Here is an 18,991-nt window from a genome sequence, read left to right on the forward strand (position 1 = left end):
AACACCTACCTTCTTAAGTGGATTTTTTATTTACTGCCTGAAACAACCCTTAGTGATGGTCGTTGCCACGCAGGTAAATGACCCAGTATGTCAACCCGACCAGCAGACCCCCGCCGATAATGTTCCCGATAGTTACCGGAATCAGGTTATCAGTGATGAAGTTCATAACGGTCAAGTGAGAGAAACTTTCCGGAGTCGAACCGATTGCGGTCCAGAATTCCGGGCTTGCAAAGTTGCGGATTACGATACCCATCGGGATCATAAACATGTTGGCGATGCTGTGCTCAAAGCCGCTGGCAACGAACATCGCTACCGGCAGGACCATGATCATCGCTTTATCCATCAGGCTACGACCGGAATAGCTCATCCATACGGCGAGACAAACCATCAGGTTAGCGAGGATACCCAGGCTCACGGCCTCCACAAAAGTATGGTGCATTTTGTGGTCAGCGGTCTGCAGGACATTGAGCCCCCAACCGCCGTTGGCAGTCATATATTCGCCTGATAACCACATCAGCAGCACAAACAGCAGTGCGCCCACCAGGTTACCAAAATAGACGTTGAGCCAGTTTTTTGCCAGTTGCCCCCAGGTAATTCGACCGCTGGCTTTCGCCACCACGATCAATACCGTAGAGGTAAAGAGGTCAGCGCCGCAGATAACGCACAGAATCAGACCCAGGGAAAAACAGACCCCACCGATAAGCTTGGCAATCCCATAAGGCATCGCGGCAGTGCCGGTGGTCGCGGTGATATAGAATACGAAAGCGATGGAGATGAAAACGCCAGCGGTGATCGCCAGATAAAAGGTCTTCATCGGATGCTTCGTTGCTTTATAGACACCTGCTTCTTCGGCGACTTTCGCCATCGCGGCAGGGAGCAAAAGATCAAAAGGGTTGTCAGCTTTCACACTAACTCTCTCTTTATATAAGTTGGCGGTGAGATACTAACAAAGCATTATAGAAGGGAAATTGATATAGATCATATCTCACCGGAACTATATGCCTTTTTAGTGTGTGGTTTTTGTGATTTATTGAATTAAGTAATTGAATGTTATGAGGAAAATAAATTTTAAAATTTATAAATTATGTTGAATTTTTTCGTTTTCACGCCATTTCTTGAGTTAATTAATATGGAGTATTTTATTTAAAATTAACGAATGGTAAATGTTATATGCGCGTTATTTACTATTAATTAACTTTACAACTACAAACTATAGTGGCCACCTCGTCAGGTGAAATCAACGGAGCCACATTGGGCTCCGTTGTTGGCAACCACGATGGCGCGCTTAGGGCTTATTTTGCCCAGAACGCTGCCTTCGCCCGCTGCAGTTTTTCATAAGCCTTCAGTAGAGACTGATGGGCCGGGAAGGCCTGCAGATCGCTGTCGACAGCCTGGAGGCCATAGAACGGCGCTTCCCCGCTCAGCGCCGCGCTGGCGGCTTCGACCGCCTCGGCGCCGTACATACGGATGAAGGCGTTCAGGTATTGCAGCGGCTGACGCTCCTCTTCCTGGCTCAGCAGCAGCAGGGTCTGCAGGCAGCGATAGTAGTTAGCACGTTCGGCGCTGAAGACCGAAGCGTTGAATTCCATGGTCCACTCGGTCCAGATCAGCGCCTGCTCCAGATCGCCGCCGGCCAGGGCCAGCATGGCTTTCAGCTCCCCGACGCGCAGGGTATACCAGCCGTTGTCTTTGCCGGTGGCGAGGCCCAGCAGTTCGCGAACGCGGGTGAAATCATCCAGACCCTCATCGTCCATCTGCTCGATCAGCGCCAGGTAATCTTCTTTTTCCCACTCGCTGCCCGGCAGGGACAGAATGGTGTCGCGCAGATGAGCGCCCATGCTGTTGTTCGCCAGCCACAGATCTTCCGCTGGGTAAATATCCGACATCCCCGGGACGATGATACGGCAGGCGTAAACGCCCAGGTGCTCGTAGTCGGCGATATACACTTCTTTATCTTCGGCCTTGAAGATGGCCATCAGGGTGGCGAACTCTTCTTCTGTTGTGCCGGAGAAGCTCCAGTCAACGAACGGATAGTCGGCATCCTGCTTGAACATATCCCAGGAAATCAGTCCGCTAGAGTCGATAAAGTGGGTTTCAAGGTTAGCGTGCTCGGCGACCTCTTCATCGTCGAAGGTCGGCGGTGTGAAGACGTCGAGATCTTTCAGGCTACGGCCCTGCAGCAGTTCGGTGACCGTACGCTCCAGCGCCACGCCGAAGTCCGGGTGGGCGCCGAAAGAGGCGAAGCAGGTGCCGTTTGCCGGGTTAAACAGCACGACGCAGATAACCGGATACTTGCCGCCCAGCGAGCCATCATAGGCAAAGATCGGGAAACCTTCGGCTTCCAGTTTGGCGATCGACTCCACGACGCCCGGATAACGCGCCATGACCTCCGCCGGGATCTCCGGCAGGCTGATGCTCTCGGCGATGATGCGGTTTTTGATGTGGCGCTCAAAGACTTCGGACAGGCCCTGCACGCGAGCTTCATTACGGGTGTTGCCGGCGGACATGCCGTTGGAGACATACAGGTTGCCGACGATATTCATAGGAATATAGACCGTTTCGCCGTCGGACTGGCGGGTAAAGGGCAGGCCGCACACGCCGCGCTCATCATTACCGGATTGCAGATCCACCAGCATGCTGGCCGTCAGCTGATCGTCCGGATCGTAGAACGCGCGCAGACGAGCATCCAGCAGGCCTTCCGGGACCTCGTCGTCTTCGGTCAGCGGGAACCACTTTTCGTTCGGGTAGTGAACGAACGGGCCATTAGCGATAGTGTCGCCTAACCAGAAGTCAGCGAAAAAATAGTTGGTGGACAGGCGCTCGAAATATTCGCCCAGCGCGGAGGCGAGGGCTGCCTTTTTGGTGGCGCCTTTACCATTAGTAAAGCACAGCGCGCATTCCTTATCGCGAATGTGAACGGACCACACGTGCGGCACCGGGTTCAGCCACGAGGCCTCTTCGATATCAAATCCGAGGTCGAGCAATTTTTGCTGGAAGCGAGCGATGGAATCTTCCAGGGCGGCATCTTTGCCGGGAATAAACGTTTGGGTCATGGCGATCACTTTTGTCGTACGGAAAGCGCGCAATGATACGGCTTTTATCTGACAGGTGCTATCTCCATCATCTGGCTATGCTTAGAGACATCTTTTAATGCTCAGGGAGATGATAATGAAAGCCTTTGACTGGCAGCGGATGGCGCTCGATAAAGTGCCGGTGGAATTTCTCGGCGAGGTGGCGCTGCGCAGCCTCTACACCTTCGTTCTGGTCTTTATTTTCCTCAAAATTACCGGACGGCGCGGCGTGCGGCAGATGTCGCTGTTTGAGGTGCTGATTATTTTGACCCTCGGTTCGGCGGCGGGAGACGTGGCGTTTTATGACGATGTCCCGCTGTTGCCGGTGCTGGTGGTCTTCGTCACGCTGGCGCTGCTTTATCGCGGCATCATGTGGCTGATGGGGCATAGCGAAAAGCTGGAGGATCTGCTGGAGGGGAAACCTATCGTGGTGGTGGAGGAGGGGCAGTTGGCCTGGGAGAAACTGCATGCGGAAAATATGACCGAATTCGAATTTTTTATGGAGCTGCGGGTCAACAGCGTCGAGCAGCTCGGCCAGGTGCGGCTGGCGATCCTTGAAACCAACGGCCAGATCAGCGTGTTTTATTATCCCGATGACGAGGTGAGGGCCGGGTTGTCGATCCTCCCGACGCACTGCACCACGCGCTATACCACTATTCCTCAGGAAGGGATCTACGCCTGCGTACGCTGCAGCATCGTGATGGCGATGCAGGCGGGAGAAAAGCGAATATGTCCCCGCTGCGCAAATGCAGAATGGTCGAAGGCCAGCCGGGCGAAACGGCTCACCTGACAGCAAATATGTCGGTTTTATTACGTCAAGCCGATAGATTCTGTTGTGTGACGGCCGCCGCGTTTTGCCGTCGGCGAGTTTTAGCCATTGCGGACCGTGTCACTGAATGATAAAACCGATAGCCACAGGAATAACTTATGCCCGCGGCGGTTCGCGGGCAAAACAACATAGCAACGTGGTGAGGGGAAATGGCTCAGGTCTATAACTTCAGTTCGGGCCCGGCAATGCTGCCGGCGGAAGTACTCAAACTGGCTCAGCAGGAACTGTGCGACTGGCACGGTCTGGGTACGTCGGTCATGGAAATCAGTCACCGTGGTAAGGAATTCATCCAGGTGGCAGAAGAGGCAGAACAGGACTTCCGTTCTCTGCTGAACATCCCTTCCAACTATAAAGTGTTGTTCTGCCATGGCGGCGGCCGCGGCCAGTTCGCCGGGATCCCGCTGAACATCCTCGGCGATAAAAACGTCGCTGACTATGTGGACGCCGGCTACTGGGCGGCCAGCGCGGTCAAAGAGGCGAAGAAATACTGCACGCCTAACGTCATCGACGCGAAAATCACCGTCGACGGCAAGCGCGCGGTCAAGCCAATGAGCGAGTGGCAGCTGACGCCGGGCGCGGCGTATCTGCACTACTGCCCGAACGAAACCATTGACGGTATCGCGATTGACGATACGCCGAACTTCGGCGACGACGTCATCGTGACCGCCGATTTCTCCTCCACTATTCTGTCTCGCGAAATTGACGTCAACCGCTACGGCGTGATCTACGCTGGCGCGCAGAAGAATATCGGCCCGGCAGGGTTGACGCTGGTTATCGTGCGTGAAGATCTGCTGGGTAAAGCCAGCGTGGCCTGTCCGTCAATCCTCGACTACACCGTGTTAAGCGAGAATGACTCGATGTTTAACACGCCGCCGACGTTCGCCTGGTATCTGGCCGGTCTGGTGTTTAAGTGGCTGAAACAGCAGGGCGGCGTCGCCGCGATGGACAAGATCAACCAGCAGAAAGCCGAACTGTTGTATGGCGTGATCGATAACAGCGGCTTCTATCGTAACGATGTGGCGCAAGCCAACCGCTCCCGCATGAACGTGCCGTTCCAGCTGGCGGACAGCGCGCTGGATAAACTGTTCCTTGAAGAGTCGTTTGCCGCCGGGCTGCACGCGCTGAAGGGCCACCGGGTGGTGGGCGGCATGCGTGCCTCCATCTACAACGCGATGCCGCTGGACGGCGTGAAGGCGTTAACCGACTTTATGCTGGACTTCGAACGCCGCCACGGTTAATCGCCCGTTTCTTTCTTCCTCCCCGCGGCCTGTCTGCGGGGTTTTTATTCTGTTTGTTTGAGAGTGAAGTTTGATGGAATCCCTGACGTTACAACCCATCGCACGCGTAGAGGGCACCGTGAACCTGCCTGGTTCGAAAAGCGTCTCCAACCGCGCGCTGCTGCTGGCCGCCCTGGCCCGCGGCACGACGGTGCTGACCAACCTGCTGGACAGCGACGATGTGCGCCATATGCTGAATGCCCTGAGTGCGCTGGGGGTTCAATACACCCTGTCTGCTGACCGTACCCGCTGTGAAGTGACCGGCAACGGCGGCCCGCTGCATGCCGCAGCGGCGCTGGAGCTGTTCCTCGGCAACGCCGGTACCGCGATGCGCCCGCTGGCGGCAGCTCTGTGCCTTGGCAGCAACGATATCGTGCTGACCGGCGAGCCGCGAATGAAAGAGCGCCCGATTGGCCATCTGGTGGATGCCCTGCGTCAGGGCGGCGCTCAGATCGACTATCTGGAGCAGGAAAATTATCCGCCGCTGCGCCTGCGCGGGGGGTTCCAGGGGGGCAACGTCGACGTTGACGGCAGTGTCTCCAGCCAGTTCCTGACCGCGCTGCTGATGGCCGCGCCGCTGGCGCCGCAGGATACCGTTATCGCCATTAAGGGCGATCTGGTGTCGAAACCCTATATCGACATCACCCTGCACCTGATGAAAACCTTCGGGGTTGAGGTGGACAACCAGTCTTATCAGCGCTTTGTGGTGCGCGGCAAGCAACAGTATCAGTCACCGGGGGATTACCTGGTGGAAGGAGATGCTTCATCGGCCTCGTATTTCCTCGCCGCTGGCGCCATTAAGGGCGGCACGGTGAAGGTCACCGGTATTGGCCGCGGCAGCGTACAGGGCGACATTCGTTTCGCCGACGTACTGGAAAAAATGGGCGCCACCGTCACCTGGGGCGACGATTTCATCGCCTGCACCCGTGGCGAGCTCAAGGCTATCGATATGGATATGAACCATATTCCGGACGCCGCGATGACCATCGCCACCGCCGCGCTGTTCGCGCAAGGCACTACCACGCTGCGCAATATCTACAACTGGCGGGTCAAGGAGACGGACCGTCTGTTCGCCATGGCGACAGAACTGCGTAAAGTAGGCGCCGAGGTGGAAGAGGGTGAAGATTATATTCGCATCACCCCGCCGGCGACGCTGAAGTTTGCTGAAATCGGCACCTATAACGACCACCGGATGGCGATGTGCTTCTCGCTGGTGGCGCTGTCTGATACGCCGGTGACTATCCTTGATCCCAAATGTACGGCGAAAACGTTCCCCGACTATTTTGAGCAACTGGCGCGGATCAGTACCCTCGCCTGAGTAAAACTTTGTCATCCCGCGGGCTGATGTCCTGTCAGCCCGCTATAATTGCGCAAAACTTCTGCTTTTCATTTCCTGTAGTCCGTAATTTACAAGCAATGCTCACTTTCCGGCGTATTGATGCGTATAATGCGCGGCGTTTATATTCCATGCGCCTTGCTGAAGGAGAAAAAGATGACGGCGAATATTCCGGTAATCACCATTGATGGGCCTGGCGGTGCGGGTAAAGGTACGTTGTGCAAGGCAATGGCGGAAGCGCTGGGCTGGCATCTGTTAGATTCAGGCGCGATCTACCGCGTTCTGGCGCTGGCGGCGCTGCATCATCATGTTGACGTGGAGTCCGAAGAGGCGCTGGTGCCCCTGGCTGCCCATCTTGACGTGCGCTTTATTTCTACTGACGGCAACCTGGAAGTGGTGCTGGAAGGGGAAGATGTCAGCGGCGAAATTCGCACCCAGGAGGTCGCGAACGCTGCCTCGAAGGTGGCGGCTTTCCCTCGCGTTCGCGAAGCGCTGCTGCGCCGCCAGCGCGCCTTCCGTGAACTGCCAGGGCTTATCGCCGACGGGCGCGATATGGGCACGGTGGTTTTCCCGGACGCGCCGGTGAAAATTTTCCTCGATGCCTCGGCCGATGAGCGAGCGCATCGCCGCATGCGGCAGTTGCAGGAAAAGGGCTTTGATGTTAACTTTGAACGTCTTTTGTCCGAGATAAAAGAGCGTGACGATCGCGATAGAAATCGCGCCGTGGCGCCGCTTGTCCCGGCTGCCGATGCATTAGTTCTCGATTCAACCGAACTAAACATTGAGCAAGTGATTGAAAAAGCGCTACAATATGCGCGCGAAAAATTGGCCGTTGCGTAAGCCTTAACCGGTAACGCGCCGAAGCCTCCGAATTATAGCAGTACCCCGCGGCAATGGATGGTCAGCGGGTATGTGAAACAACCCCATCCGGCACGGAGCCAGGTGGACGTTAATATTAACCTGAAGATTAAACATGACTGAATCTTTTGCTCAACTGTTTGAAGAATCCTTAAAAGAAATCGAAACCCGCCCGGGTTCCATCGTTCGTGGTGTTGTTGTTGCTATCGACAAAGACGTAGTACTGGTTGACGCCGGTCTGAAATCTGAGTCCGCCATCCCGGCTGAGCAGTTCAAAAACGCCCAGGGCGAGCTGGAAATCCAGGTTGGTGACGAAGTTGACGTTGCTCTGGATGCAGTAGAAGACGGCTTCGGTGAAACTCTGCTGTCCCGTGAGAAAGCTAAACGTCACGAAGCTTGGATCACGCTGGAAAAAGCTTACGAAGACGCTGAAACTGTTACCGGTGTTATCAACGGCAAAGTTAAAGGTGGCTTCACTGTTGAGCTGAACGGTATTCGTGCGTTCCTGCCGGGTTCCCTGGTAGACGTTCGTCCGGTGCGCGACACGCTGCACCTGGAAGGCAAAGAGCTTGAGTTCAAAGTCATCAAGCTGGACCAGAAGCGTAACAACGTTGTTGTTTCTCGTCGTGCCGTTATCGAATCCGAAAACAGCGCAGAGCGCGATCAGCTGCTGGAAAACCTGCAGGAAGGCATGGAAGTCAAAGGTATCGTTAAGAACCTCACTGACTACGGTGCATTCGTTGATCTGGGCGGCGTTGACGGCCTGCTGCACATCACCGATATGGCCTGGAAACGCGTTAAGCATCCGAGCGAAATCGTAAACGTTGGCGACGAAATCACTGTTAAAGTGCTGAAGTTCGACCGCGAGCGTACCCGTGTATCCCTGGGCCTGAAACAGCTGGGCGAAGATCCGTGGGTAGCTATCGCTAAACGTTATCCGGAAGGTACCAAACTGACCGGTCGCGTGACCAACCTGACCGACTACGGCTGCTTCGTTGAAATCGAAGAAGGCGTTGAAGGCCTGGTTCACGTTTCCGAAATGGATTGGACCAACAAAAACATCCACCCGTCCAAAGTTGTTAACGTTGGCGACGTAGTGGAAGTGATGGTTCTGGATATCGACGAAGAACGTCGTCGTATCTCCCTGGGTCTGAAGCAGTGCAAATCTAACCCATGGCAGCAGTTCGCGGAAACCCACAACAAGGGCGACCGTGTTGAAGGTAAAATCAAGTCTATCACTGACTTCGGTATCTTCATCGGCCTGGACGGCGGCATCGACGGCCTGGTTCACCTGTCTGACATCTCCTGGAACGTTGCAGGCGAAGAAGCAGTTCGTGAATACAAAAAAGGCGACGAAATCGCAGCAGTTGTTCTGCAGGTTGACGCAGAGCGTGAGCGTATCTCCCTGGGCGTTAAACAGCTGGCGGAAGATCCGTTCAACAACTACGTTGCTCTGAACAAGAAAGGCGCTATCGTTGTTGGTAAAGTCACTGCAGTTGACGCGAAAGGCGCAACCGTAGAACTGGCTGACGGCGTAGAAGGTTACCTGCGTGCTTCTGAAGCATCCCGTGACCGCGTTGAAGACGCAACTCTGGTTCTGAGCGTTGGCGACGAAGTTGAAGCGAAATTCACTGGCGTGGATCGTAAGAACCGCGTAGTGAGCCTGTCTGTACGTGCGAAAGACGAAGCGGAAGAAAAAGACGCTATCGCTACCGTGAACAAGCAGGAAGACGCGAACTTCTCCAACAACGCCATGGCTGAAGCGTTCAAAGCAGCGAAAGGCGAGTAATCTTTGTCATTCAGGTAATAACAACCTGAATAGTGACGAGTTTACTTGACAGATTGCAGGATTCGTCCTGTAATCAAGCACAAAGGGCGGCTACGGCCGCCCTTGTTTAAGCTGTTAGCTAATTTTTGCCTTGAAGGAAACCGGAGGAATAATGACCAAGTCAGAATTGATTGAAAGACTTGCCAGCCAGCAATCTCACATTCCGGCGAAAGCGGTGGAAGATGCTGTTAAAGAAATGCTGGAACATATGGCCTCAACGCTTGCTCAAGGTGAGCGCATTGAAATCCGCGGTTTCGGCAGCTTCTCTCTGCACTATCGTGCACCTCGCACCGGACGTAACCCGAAAACTGGTGATAAAGTCGAACTGGAAGGTAAGTACGTTCCGCACTTTAAGCCCGGGAAAGAATTACGTGACCGCGCCAATATTTATGAAGGGTGAGTTGCACGACGTGCAACCGGCCTGACGATAAAAGCACCTTCGGGTGCTTTTTTTGTGCCCGCCATTTACGTCCCGCTTCGCAAAAAAAAAGCGCCTGACTGCAAGCGTGACGATTGTCTGGAACGCTGCACGCGCGCCTGAATTCTACCCGAGGACGTCAGCTTCGCTTTGCGTAACACTGCCCGCTCACAGGGAGGTGTTTATGCGTCTACCATGGCTTGCCGGATGCGCCATCATCGCGATACTGCCGCTACTCTGGCTACCCGCGTTGCCGGGCCCGGGCATTCTGGCGTTCGCCGGCGTACTGGGGCTGTTGCTGACCCGTCTGCGCGGGACGGTCATCGCCGTTGTGGCGATGACGCTTCTGCTGATGGTCTGGGGAGTATTGAGCGCATATCAGGCGCTGTGGCCAACGCAGCACCTCACCGGCGCCGCCCGGCAGGCGGAAGTGTTCCTCCACGAGACGGATGGCCAGACTCTGCACCGCGGACAGATTGTGCGCCTGGCGGACCGCTTCCTGTTCCCCCCGGTTGGCGTGACGTTATACGGGGAACTTGCACCAGCCCCCGTCTGTGCGGGGCAGCGCTGGATGATGACGCTGCGCCTGCGGCCGGTGCATGGGCAGCTCAATGACGGAGGCTTCGACAGCCAGCGCTATGCGCTGGCCCAGCATCGGCCGCTGAGCGGGGGGATCGTCGCCGCTTCCGCGTTGGATACCCGCTGCAGTCTGCGCGCCCGCTACCTGGCGTCGCTGACCCGGCGATTGCAGACTTATCCCTGGCATCCGGTGATGCTGGGCCTGGGGATGGGGGAGCGGCTGGTGCTGCCGGCGGAGATCAAAGTCCTGATGCAGAACACAGGCACCTCCCACCTGATGGCTATCTCCGGTTTGCATATTGCTCTTGCGGCTTCCCTGATCGTGCTCCTGCTGCGCGGTTTACAGTCCCTTTTCCCGGGGCGCTGGATCGGCTGGCGGCTACCGCTGCTGGCTGGGCTGGCGGGCGCAGTCGGCTATGCCTGGCTGACCGGTATGCAGCCACCGGCCCTGCGCACTTGCGTAGGGCTTGCAGTCTGTTGTGCTTTACGTTTGTCGGGTCAACGCTGGACGGCGTGGCAGGTGTGGCTCTGCTGTCTGGGGGCGATTCTGGTTGCTGATCCGCTGGCGGTGTTGTCGCAAAGCCTGTGGCTATCCGCCTTCGCGGTGGCGGGGCTGATCTTCTGGTTCCAGTGGTTACCGCTGCCTGACAGTCGCTGGCGCTGGCCGTGGAAAGCGCTGTTCGCCCTCGTGCATTTGCAGGCTGGCGTGACGCTGCTGCTGATGCCACTGCAGCTGCTGCTCTTCCATGGCATAAGCCTGACGTCGATGGCCGCTAATTTGCTGGCGGTACCGTTAGTGACCCTGCTGGCGGTGCCGCTCATTCTCGCCGGAATGCTCCTGCATCTCACTGGACCGGAAGTGGTGGCGTCGCTGATCTGGCTGGCAGCCGATCGCGTGCTGGCGGTGTTGTTCTGGGGGTTACGACGTTTACCGGACGGCTGGCTGACGCTGGATGCCCGCTGGCTCTGGATCAGTAGCCTGCCGTGGCTGCTGGTGATGGGCTGGCGTTTTCAGAGCTGGCGGTATACTCCGGCGCTGTGCCTGAGTGTGCTGTTTTTGCTGGCGCGGCCATTCAGCCGGCAACCGCCCGCGGACCAATGGCGGGTGACGATGCTGGATGTCGGACAGGGGCTGGCGATGGTGATCGAACGTCACGGCAAGGCGTTATTGTACGATACCGGGCCGGCATGGCCGCAGGGCGACAGCGGTCGACAGGTGATTATCCCTTGGCTGCGCTGGCACCATCTGCAGCTGCAGGGGATTATGCTGAGCCACGAGCATCTTGACCATCGCGGCGGCCTCGAATCTGTGCTGCAGGCTTGGCCGCAGGCGTGGGTGCGCAGCCCTTTAGGCTGGGCGCGTCATCTGCCGTGCCATCGCGGCGAACGCTGGCAGTGGCAGGGACTCACTTTCCAGGCGCTGTGGCCGCTGCCGGGCAGCGCGGCAAAGGGAAACAATCACTCCTGCGTGGTGCGAATCGATGACGGTCGCTCCAGCATCCTGCTGACCGGCGATATCGAACGTCAGGCGGAGCAGGCGATGATCAGCCGCTACTGGCAGCATCTGGCGTCTACACTTATTCAGGTTCCCCATCACGGCAGCAACACCTCTTCCAGCGAACTGCTGGTCCGGCGGGTGGATGGCGCGGCCGCGCTGGTTTCCGCTTCGCGCTACAATGCGTGGCGGATGCCCTCGCACAAGGTCGTTCAGCGCTATCGCCAGCGGGGGTATCGCTGGTTCGCCACGCCGCAGCAGGGGCAGATAACGGTGGTTTTTTCTTCAGAAGGGTGGCAAATCCATAGCTTACGGGATCAAGTTTTACCTCGTTGGTATCATCAGTGGTTTGGCGCGCCCGCCGATAACGGGTAGAATATGCGGCTATTTCAACACAAGCTGGTTTATTGAATGCAGAACGATAAAGATCTCTCCACGTGGCAGACCTTCCGCCGACTTTGGCCGATTATTGCACCGTTTAAAGCCGGGCTAATCGTAGCGGCGGTGGCGTTAGTGCTTAACGCGGGCAGTGACACCTTCATGTTATCGCTTCTTAAACCGTTATTGGATGATGGTTTTGGTAAAACGGATCGCTCAGTGCTGCTATGGATGCCGCTGGTGGTTATCGGGCTGATGGTGCTGCGTGGGATCACCAGCTACATCTCGAGCTATTGTATCTCCTGGGTTTCCGGCAAAGTGGTGATGACCATGCGTCGTCGCCTGTTCGGCCACATGATGGGCATGCCGGTGGCTTTCTTTGACAAGCAGTCTACCGGGACGCTGCTGTCACGTATCACCTATGATTCTGAACAGGTCGCTTCCTCCTCTTCCAGCGCGCTGATCACCGTGGTCCGCGAAGGGGCATCAATTATCGGCCTGTTCGTGATGATGTTCTATTACAGCTGGCAGCTGTCGTTGATCCTAATTGTACTGGCGCCGATCGTGTCGGTAGCAATCCGCGTGGTCTCCAAGCGTTTTCGCAATATCAGTAAGAATATGCAGAACACGATGGGGCAGGTCACCACCAGCGCTGAGCAGATGCTGAAAGGGCACAAAGAGGTGCTGATGTTTGGCGGCCAGGAAGTGGAAACCAAACGTTTTGATAAGGTCAGCAATAAAATGCGCCTGCAGGGGATGAAAATGGTTTCCGCCTCGTCTATCTCCGACCCGATCATTCAGCTTATCGCCTCCCTGGCGCTGGCCTTTGTCCTGTATGCCGCCAGCTTCCCGAGCGTGATGGACACCCTGACCGCTGGGACCATTACCGTGGTCTTCTCCTCCATGATTGCGCTGATGCGTCCGCTGAAGTCGCTGACCAACGTCAATGCCCAGTTCCAGCGCGGGATGGCGGCATGCCAGACGCTGTTTGCGATCCTCGATTCCGAGCAGGAGAAAGACGAAGGTACCCGCGTCATTGAGCGGGCGAAAGGCAATCTCAAGTTCGAGAACGTCACCTTTACCTATCCGGGTCGCGAAGTGGCCGCGCTGCGCAATATCAATCTCGATATCCCGGAAGGGAAAACTGTGGCGCTGGTGGGACGCTCCGGTTCGGGTAAATCTACCATCGCCAGCCTGATCACGCGCTTCTACGATGTCGACGATGGGCAGATCCTGCTGGATGGCCATGACTTGCGCGAGTACAAGCTGAGCTCGCTGCGCGACCAGGTAGCGCTGGTTTCACAGAACGTGCACCTGTTCAATGATACCGTCGCCAATAACATCGCCTATGCCCGTACTGAAGAGTACAGCCGCGAGCAGATTGAAGAGGCTGCGCGAATGGCCTACGCCATGGACTTCATCAACAAGATGGACAATGGCCTGGATACCATCATCGGCGAAAATGGCGTGATGCTGTCCGGCGGCCAGCGCCAGCGTATTGCTATCGCCCGTGCGCTACTGCGTAACAGCCCGATCCTGATCCTCGATGAAGCCACCTCGGCGCTGGATACCGAGTCCGAGCGTGCGATTCAGGCGGCGCTGGATGAGCTGCAGAAAAACCGCACCTCGCTGGTTATTGCCCACCGTCTGTCAACCATTGAGCAGGCTGATGAGATTGTGGTGGTTGAAGACGGGCGGATCGTGGAGCGCGGAACGCACCACGACCTGCTGGAGCATAAAGGCGTATACGCCCAGCTGCATAAGATGCAATTCGGCGAATGATCGCGCGCATCTGGTCCGGTGAGTCGCCGCTGTGGCGCCTGCTGCTGCCGCTCTCCTGGCTGTATGGCCTGGTGAGCGCGTTGATTCGCCTCAGCTATCAGCTGGGGTGGAAAAAAGCCTGGCGCGCGCCGGTGCCGGTGGTGGTGGTCGGTAACCTGACCGCCGGCGGCAACGGTAAAACGCCGGTGGTGATCTGGCTGGTGGAGCAACTGCAGCAGCGCGGCATTCGCGTTGGGGTGGTCTCTCGCGGCTACGGCGGTAAAGCCGAACGCTACCCGCTGGTATTAACTGACCGGACCAGTACGGCGCAGGCAGGCGATGAACCGGTGCTCATCCATCAGCGCACCGGCGCGCCAGTGGCGGTCTCTCCGCTGCGCAGCGACGCGGTGAAAGCGCTGCTCAGCGCGCACGAGCTGCAGATTATCGTCACCGACGATGGGTTGCAGCACTATAAGCTGGCGCGGGACCGGGAAATTGTCGTCATCGACGGCGTGCGCCGCTTTGGCAACGGCTGGTGGCTGCCTGCCGGGCCGATGCGTGAGCGGGCATCGCGCTTGCAAAGCGTTGATGCGATTATCGTCAACGGCGGCGTGGCGCGTCCGGGAGAGATCCCGATGCAGCTGCGTCCCGGGATGGCAGTCAACCTGCTCACCGGCGAACGTCGCGATGTCTCTACCTTCACTAACGTAGTGGCAATGGCCGGCATCGGCCATCCGCCGCGCTTTTTCGCCACCCTCGAAAGCTGTGGCGTCCAGCCGGTCAAAACCGTGGCGCTGGCGGACCATCAGGCGCTGAGCCAGGCCGATGTCGCCGCTCTGGTAACCGCCGGGCAGACGCTGCTGATGACCGAGAAAGACGCCGTGAAATGTCGCGATTTCGCCGCTGCGAACTGGTGGTATTTACCGGTCGACGCCATAATGGCCGATGAACGCGCACAGCGGTTGCTTGCGGACTTAGCGACGTTGGCGCAACGTTAACCGACGCGCCGGCTTTGCTCGCCGCTGTGCTGGAATTCCTGACGGAGAACCTGCATGTCGGTATTGCAACTATCGCTTAATGAGGCGCGCCACCTCCATCTCGCGGCGCAGGGGTTATTAAAAAAGCCCCGGCGTCGCGCTCGCCCGAATGACATCCTTTCCACCATCCAGCAAATGTCGCTGCTGCAAATCGATACCATCAACGTGGTGGCCCGCAGCCCCTACCTGGTGTTGTTCAGCCGCCTCGGCAGCTATCCGCAGCACTGGCTGGATGAGTCATTGCGCAGCGGCGAGCTGATGGAATACTGGGCGCATGAAGCCTGTTTTCTGCCGCGCAGCGATTTCGCCCTTGTGCGCCACCGGATGTTGAACCCCGACAAGATGGGCTGGAAATATCATCGCGCGTGGATGGAGGAGCATGCCGGAAGTATTGCAGAGCTGGTGGCGCATATCGGACAAAACGGACCGGTTCGCTCGGCGGATTTTGCCCACACACGCAAAGGCGCCAGCGGCTGGTGGGAGTGGAAACCGCATAAGCGCCACCTGGAAGGGCTGTTTACCGCCGGTGAAGTGATGGTGGTGGAGCGGCGCAACTTTCACCGCGTGTATGATTTAACCCGGCGGGTGATGCCGCACTGGGACGACGAGCGCGATGCGCTGCCCCGCGACGCTGCGGAGGCCATCATGCTGCGCAACAGCGCCCGCAGCCTCGGCATCTTTCGCCCCCAGTGGCTGGCGGATTACTATCGTTTACGTCAGCCGGCGCTACCGGGTTTGCTGGCGGCCTGGCAGGAAGAGGGCCTGGTTGTGCCAGTCGACGTGGAGGCGCTTGGCGAGATGTGGCTGCATCGCGACGCGCTGGCGCAGCTGGAGTCCGCGCCCGGCGGTAAACTTACCGCCAGCCATAGCGCCGTGCTCTCGCCTTTCGACCCGGTGGTCTGGGATCGGAAGCGCGCTGAGCAACTGTTCAACTTCAGCTATCGCCTGGAGTGCTATACCCCGGCGCCGAAGCGTCAGTATGGCTACTTCGTACTGCCTCTGCTGCACCAGGGGAAACTGGTCGGGCGGATGGACAGTAAAATGCATCGCAAAAGCCGGGAGCTGGAGATCTTCGCCCTGTGGCTGGAGGATGAGGTGAAGATCACCCGTGGTCTGGAGCAGGGGCTGCGCCGGGCGATCAACGACTTCGCACGCTGGCAATCGGCAGACCGGATCCTGTGTCGAGGCCTGCCGGAAGGGCTGTTTGTCGGCCAGGAGCAAGGGTGGGAAATCGATGCCGATTGATCCCGGCGCCGACCTTCCTGTGTTATGCTGCTGAGAAATCTATCCGGTCCATCAGGAGGAAACATGGATCACCGTTTACTTGAAATCATCGCCTGCCCGGTCTGTAACGGTAAGCTGTATTACAGTCAGGATAAGCAAGAACTTATTTGCAAACTTGATAGTCTGGCGTTTCCGCTGCGCGACGGTATCCCTGTGCTGCTGGAGACAGAAGCGCGTCCGCTGGCGGTTGAAGAGAGTCACTCATGAGTTTCGTGGTCATTATTCCTGCGCGTTTCGCCTCCACGCGCCTGCCGGGAAAACCACTGCAGGACATTAACGGCAAGCCGATGATTGTCCATGTGCTGGAGCGCGCCCGCGAATCCGGCGCGGATCGCATTATTGTCGCCACCGATCACGAAGAGGTCGCCCGGGCGGTTGAAGCCGCCGGCGGCGAGGTCTGCATGACCCGCGCCGACCATCAATCCGGCACCGAACGGCTGGCGGAGGTGGTGGAGAAGTGCGCGTTCAGCGATGACACCATCATCGTCAATATCCAGGGCGATGAGCCGATGATCCCCCCGGCTATCGTCCGCCAGGTGGCGGAGAATCTGGCTGCCAGCACCAGCGGAATGGCGACGCTGGCGGTACCGATCCACGATGCGGAAGAGGCGTTTAATCCAAATGCGGTCAAAGTGGTGATGGATGCGCAGGGCTATGCGCTCTATTTCTCCCGCGCCACCATTCCCTGGGATCGCGATCGCTTTGCCCACTCCCGCGACGCCATTGGTGATTCTCTGCTGCGCCACATCGGCATCTATGGCTATCGCGCCGGCTTTATTCGCCGCTATGTCAGCTGGGCGCCAAGCCCGCTGGAGCAGATAGAAATGCTCGAGCAGCTGCGGGTGCTGTGGTATGGCGAGAAGATCCATGTCGCCGTGGCGGCCGAAGTGCCCGGCACCGGCGTCGATACCCCTGAAGATCTGGCGCGCGTCCGCGCTGAACTGCGTTAGTCCTCTGTCCCCTCCTTGCAGGAGGGGATATTCCCACCGGTTTTATGCTTTTTTTGCCCATTTTTGATCTTATCCGATGACAACCCTGGTGCGGGCGCTCATTATGAAATCAGTAGTGTTCATAGGGGTAATCGACAATGGAACAGTTGCGAACCGAACTGAGTCACCTGCTTGGCGAAAAGCTGAGCCGGGTGGAGTGTGTCAGTGAAAAAGCCGCTACGGCGCTGTGGTCCCTGTATGACGCGCAGGGAAATCCGATGCCGCTGCTGGCGCGAAGTTTCACCACCCCCGGCGTGGCGCGGCAGCTGGCCTGGAAGATCTCCACTCTGGCGCGCAGCGGTACGGTGCGCATGCCGGTGGTCTATGGCGTGATGACGCATGAAGAGCATCCCGGGCCGGACGTGCTGCTGCTTGAGCGTCTGCGCGGCGTCCCGGTGGAGGCGCCCACCCGCACCCCGGCGCGCTGGGAGCAGCTGCAGGAGCAGATCGTCGAGGCGCTGCTGGCCTGGCATCGTCAGGACAGCGGCGGCTGCGTGGGGATGGTCGATAATACCCAGGACAATCTGTGGCCGAACTGGTACCGGCAGCGGGTGGCGATGTTGTGGAGCACCCTGAACCTGTATCAGGACACCGGTCTGACCATGCAGGATAAGCGGGTTTTGTTCCGCTCCCGCGAGTGTCTGCCGGAGCTGTTCCGCGATTTCAATGATAATGCCGTACTGGTGCACGGCAATTTCACCCTGCGCAGCATGCTGAAAGATCCGCGCAGCGATCAGCTGCTGGCGATGGTTGGTCCGGGGATGATGCTGTGGGCGCCGCGGGAGTACGAACTGTTCCGTCTCGCGGAGGGGGGCCAGGCCGAGCAGCTGCTATGGCGTTACCTGCAGCAGGCGCCGGTCTCCGAGGCCTTTGTCTGGCGGCGCTGGCTTTATCTGCTGTGGGATGAGGTGGATAGTCTGGTCAATACCGGGCGCTTTGACCGCGCCCGTTTCGACCTCGCCGCAAAATCACTCCTGCCCTGGCTCGCCTGAGCTGCCTTTCAGCCATTGCCAGACGCGACCAAGCGTTTCATAGCCGACCCGGTCGCTGTGCATCAGCCACACCGGTGAAGGAATGACCCGCTCCCACGGATTGAGCGGTGATGTGACCGCCATCTGATTAGCCGGCGCGGGCAGCGGATCCAGACCGGCATGGCGAAAGAAGATCATCGCCCGCGGAAGATGCGACGCCGAGGTGACCAGCAGGAAGGGGGCGTCGCCGATGGCACCCTTCACCGCCAGCGCTTCCTCTTCCGTATCTTTCGGCTTATCGAGCACGATGATATCGCTGCGCGGTACGCCGAGGCTTTCCGCCACTCTCGCCCCGGCCTCCGCCGTGCTGACGGGGTTGGTTTTTGCCGCCGCGCCGGTAAAGATCATTTTCGATCCCGGATTCTCCTGCCACAGGCGAATGCCCTCCGTCAGGCGCGGCAGGCTGTTGCTGATAAGGTTAGAGCTAGGCGCCCACTCCGGGTTCCAGGTATAGCCGCCGCCCAGCACCACCACGTAGCTCACCGGCTGCTCGCCGCGCCAGGTGGGATAGCGATCTTCTATCGGTTTAAGCAGGCTGTCTGCCACGGGCTGCAGGCTCAGCAGCGTCAGCAGCAGCCAGCCGAGGCTCACGCAAAACTTCCCGGTACGTTGAAAGCGGCTGAACCATAACAGGGCGATCCCGATACCGATCAGCAACAGCAGGGCAGGAAGCGGTAGCAGCAGACCGCCGACAATCTTTTTTAGCGTGAAAAGCATGCCAGATGGTTCCTTTTTTAACCATATAACCAAAGTTATGTTCGGATCTTATAACAGATCGCTTCATTCTCGGCGTGGGTATGACAAAATAGCGGTTTTGTGT

The 18,991-nt window shown here is 57.9% G+C and carries 16 protein-coding genes; 13 read left to right on the top strand and 3 right to left on the bottom strand.

Features of this window, described 5'->3' with window-relative positions:
* Window positions 1-49: 49 nt before the first annotated feature.
* A complete protein-coding gene (focA, locus tag ABLU50_RS02820) occupies window positions 50-907 on the bottom strand; it encodes a formate transporter FocA (protein ID WP_004201380.1) in 858 nt (285 codons plus the stop codon).
* Window positions 908-1,292: 385 nt separating this feature from the next.
* The gene (ycaO, locus tag ABLU50_RS02825) at window positions 1,293-3,053 is read right to left on the bottom strand and encodes a 30S ribosomal protein S12 methylthiotransferase accessory factor YcaO (RefSeq protein ID WP_023320066.1); all 1,761 of its coding nucleotides are present in this window, start codon (window positions 3,051-3,053) and stop codon (window positions 1,293-1,295) included.
* Window positions 3,054-3,168: 115 nt separating this feature from the next.
* Here ycaO and ABLU50_RS02830 point away from each other — a divergent pair, with 115 nt between their 5' ends.
* From ABLU50_RS02830 to ABLU50_RS02890, 13 genes are all read left to right on the top strand, one after another.
* A complete protein-coding gene (locus ABLU50_RS02830) occupies window positions 3,169-3,861 on the top strand; it encodes a DUF421 domain-containing protein (RefSeq protein ID WP_004201382.1) in 693 nt (230 codons plus the stop codon).
* A 188-nt stretch (window positions 3,862-4,049) separates the two neighbouring features.
* Window positions 4,050-5,138, top strand: coding sequence for a 3-phosphoserine/phosphohydroxythreonine transaminase (serC, locus tag ABLU50_RS02835; RefSeq protein ID WP_004201383.1), 1,089 nt, complete (start codon window positions 4,050-4,052; stop codon window positions 5,136-5,138).
* A gap of 73 nt (window positions 5,139-5,211) precedes the next feature.
* Window positions 5,212-6,495: a 3-phosphoshikimate 1-carboxyvinyltransferase gene (aroA, locus tag ABLU50_RS02840; protein WP_023320069.1), complete on the top strand. Its 1,284-nt coding sequence runs from the start codon at window positions 5,212-5,214 to the stop codon at window positions 6,493-6,495.
* Window positions 6,496-6,669: 174 nt separating this feature from the next.
* Entirely contained in the window at window positions 6,670-7,353 is a 684-nt protein-coding gene (gene cmk, locus ABLU50_RS02845) for a (d)CMP kinase (protein WP_004201385.1), read from the top strand.
* Between the two features lie 133 nt (window positions 7,354-7,486).
* Window positions 7,487-9,160 carry a 30S ribosomal protein S1 gene (gene rpsA, locus ABLU50_RS02850; RefSeq protein ID WP_002898162.1) on the top strand — a complete coding sequence of 558 codons (1,674 nt, stop codon included), beginning with the start codon at window positions 7,487-7,489 and terminating at the stop codon, window positions 9,158-9,160.
* A gap of 151 nt (window positions 9,161-9,311) precedes the next feature.
* Entirely contained in the window at window positions 9,312-9,599 is a 288-nt protein-coding gene (ihfB, locus tag ABLU50_RS02855; RefSeq protein WP_002898165.1) for an integration host factor subunit beta, read from the top strand.
* 202 nt (window positions 9,600-9,801) lie between these two features.
* Entirely contained in the window at window positions 9,802-12,066 is a 2,265-nt protein-coding gene (locus ABLU50_RS02860) for a ComEC family protein (protein ID WP_087832930.1), read from the top strand.
* 36 nt (window positions 12,067-12,102) lie between these two features.
* A complete protein-coding gene (gene msbA / locus ABLU50_RS02865; RefSeq protein WP_004201387.1) occupies window positions 12,103-13,851 on the top strand; it encodes a lipid A ABC transporter ATP-binding protein/permease MsbA in 1,749 nt (582 codons plus the stop codon).
* Entirely contained in the window at window positions 13,848-14,828 is a 981-nt protein-coding gene (lpxK, locus tag ABLU50_RS02870; protein WP_032455788.1) for a tetraacyldisaccharide 4'-kinase, read from the top strand. The genes msbA and lpxK overlap by 4 nt, the downstream gene beginning before the upstream one ends.
* 54 nt (window positions 14,829-14,882) lie before the next feature.
* Window positions 14,883-16,112, top strand: coding sequence for a winged helix-turn-helix domain-containing protein (locus tag ABLU50_RS02875; RefSeq protein ID WP_087832931.1), 1,230 nt, complete (start codon window positions 14,883-14,885; stop codon window positions 16,110-16,112).
* A 63-nt stretch (window positions 16,113-16,175) separates the two neighbouring features.
* Window positions 16,176-16,358 (top strand): protein YcaR, encoded by a 183-nt coding sequence (gene ycaR / locus ABLU50_RS02880; RefSeq protein WP_004201390.1) that lies wholly within the window; start codon window positions 16,176-16,178, stop codon window positions 16,356-16,358.
* Window positions 16,355-17,101: a 3-deoxy-manno-octulosonate cytidylyltransferase gene (gene kdsB, locus ABLU50_RS02885; protein WP_004201392.1), complete on the top strand. Its 747-nt coding sequence runs from the start codon at window positions 16,355-16,357 to the stop codon at window positions 17,099-17,101. The genes ycaR and kdsB overlap by 4 nt, the downstream gene beginning before the upstream one ends.
* A 137-nt stretch (window positions 17,102-17,238) precedes the next feature.
* Window positions 17,239-18,132, top strand: a complete 894-nt coding sequence (locus tag ABLU50_RS02890) for a YcbJ family phosphotransferase (protein WP_004201393.1) — start codon at window positions 17,239-17,241, stop codon at window positions 18,130-18,132.
* Here ABLU50_RS02890 and elyC read toward each other — a convergent pair.
* Window positions 18,109-18,888: an envelope biogenesis factor ElyC gene (elyC, locus tag ABLU50_RS02895; protein ID WP_004201396.1), complete on the bottom strand. Its 780-nt coding sequence runs from the start codon at window positions 18,886-18,888 to the stop codon at window positions 18,109-18,111. The two genes, ABLU50_RS02890 and elyC, sit on opposite strands and share 24 nt — an antisense overlap.
* Between the last annotated feature and the right edge of the window lie 103 nt (window positions 18,889-18,991).

The organism is Klebsiella sp. GG_Kp173 (assembly GCF_040062415.1).
Taxonomy (GTDB): Bacteria; Pseudomonadota; Gammaproteobacteria; order Enterobacterales; family Enterobacteriaceae; genus Klebsiella; species Klebsiella quasipneumoniae.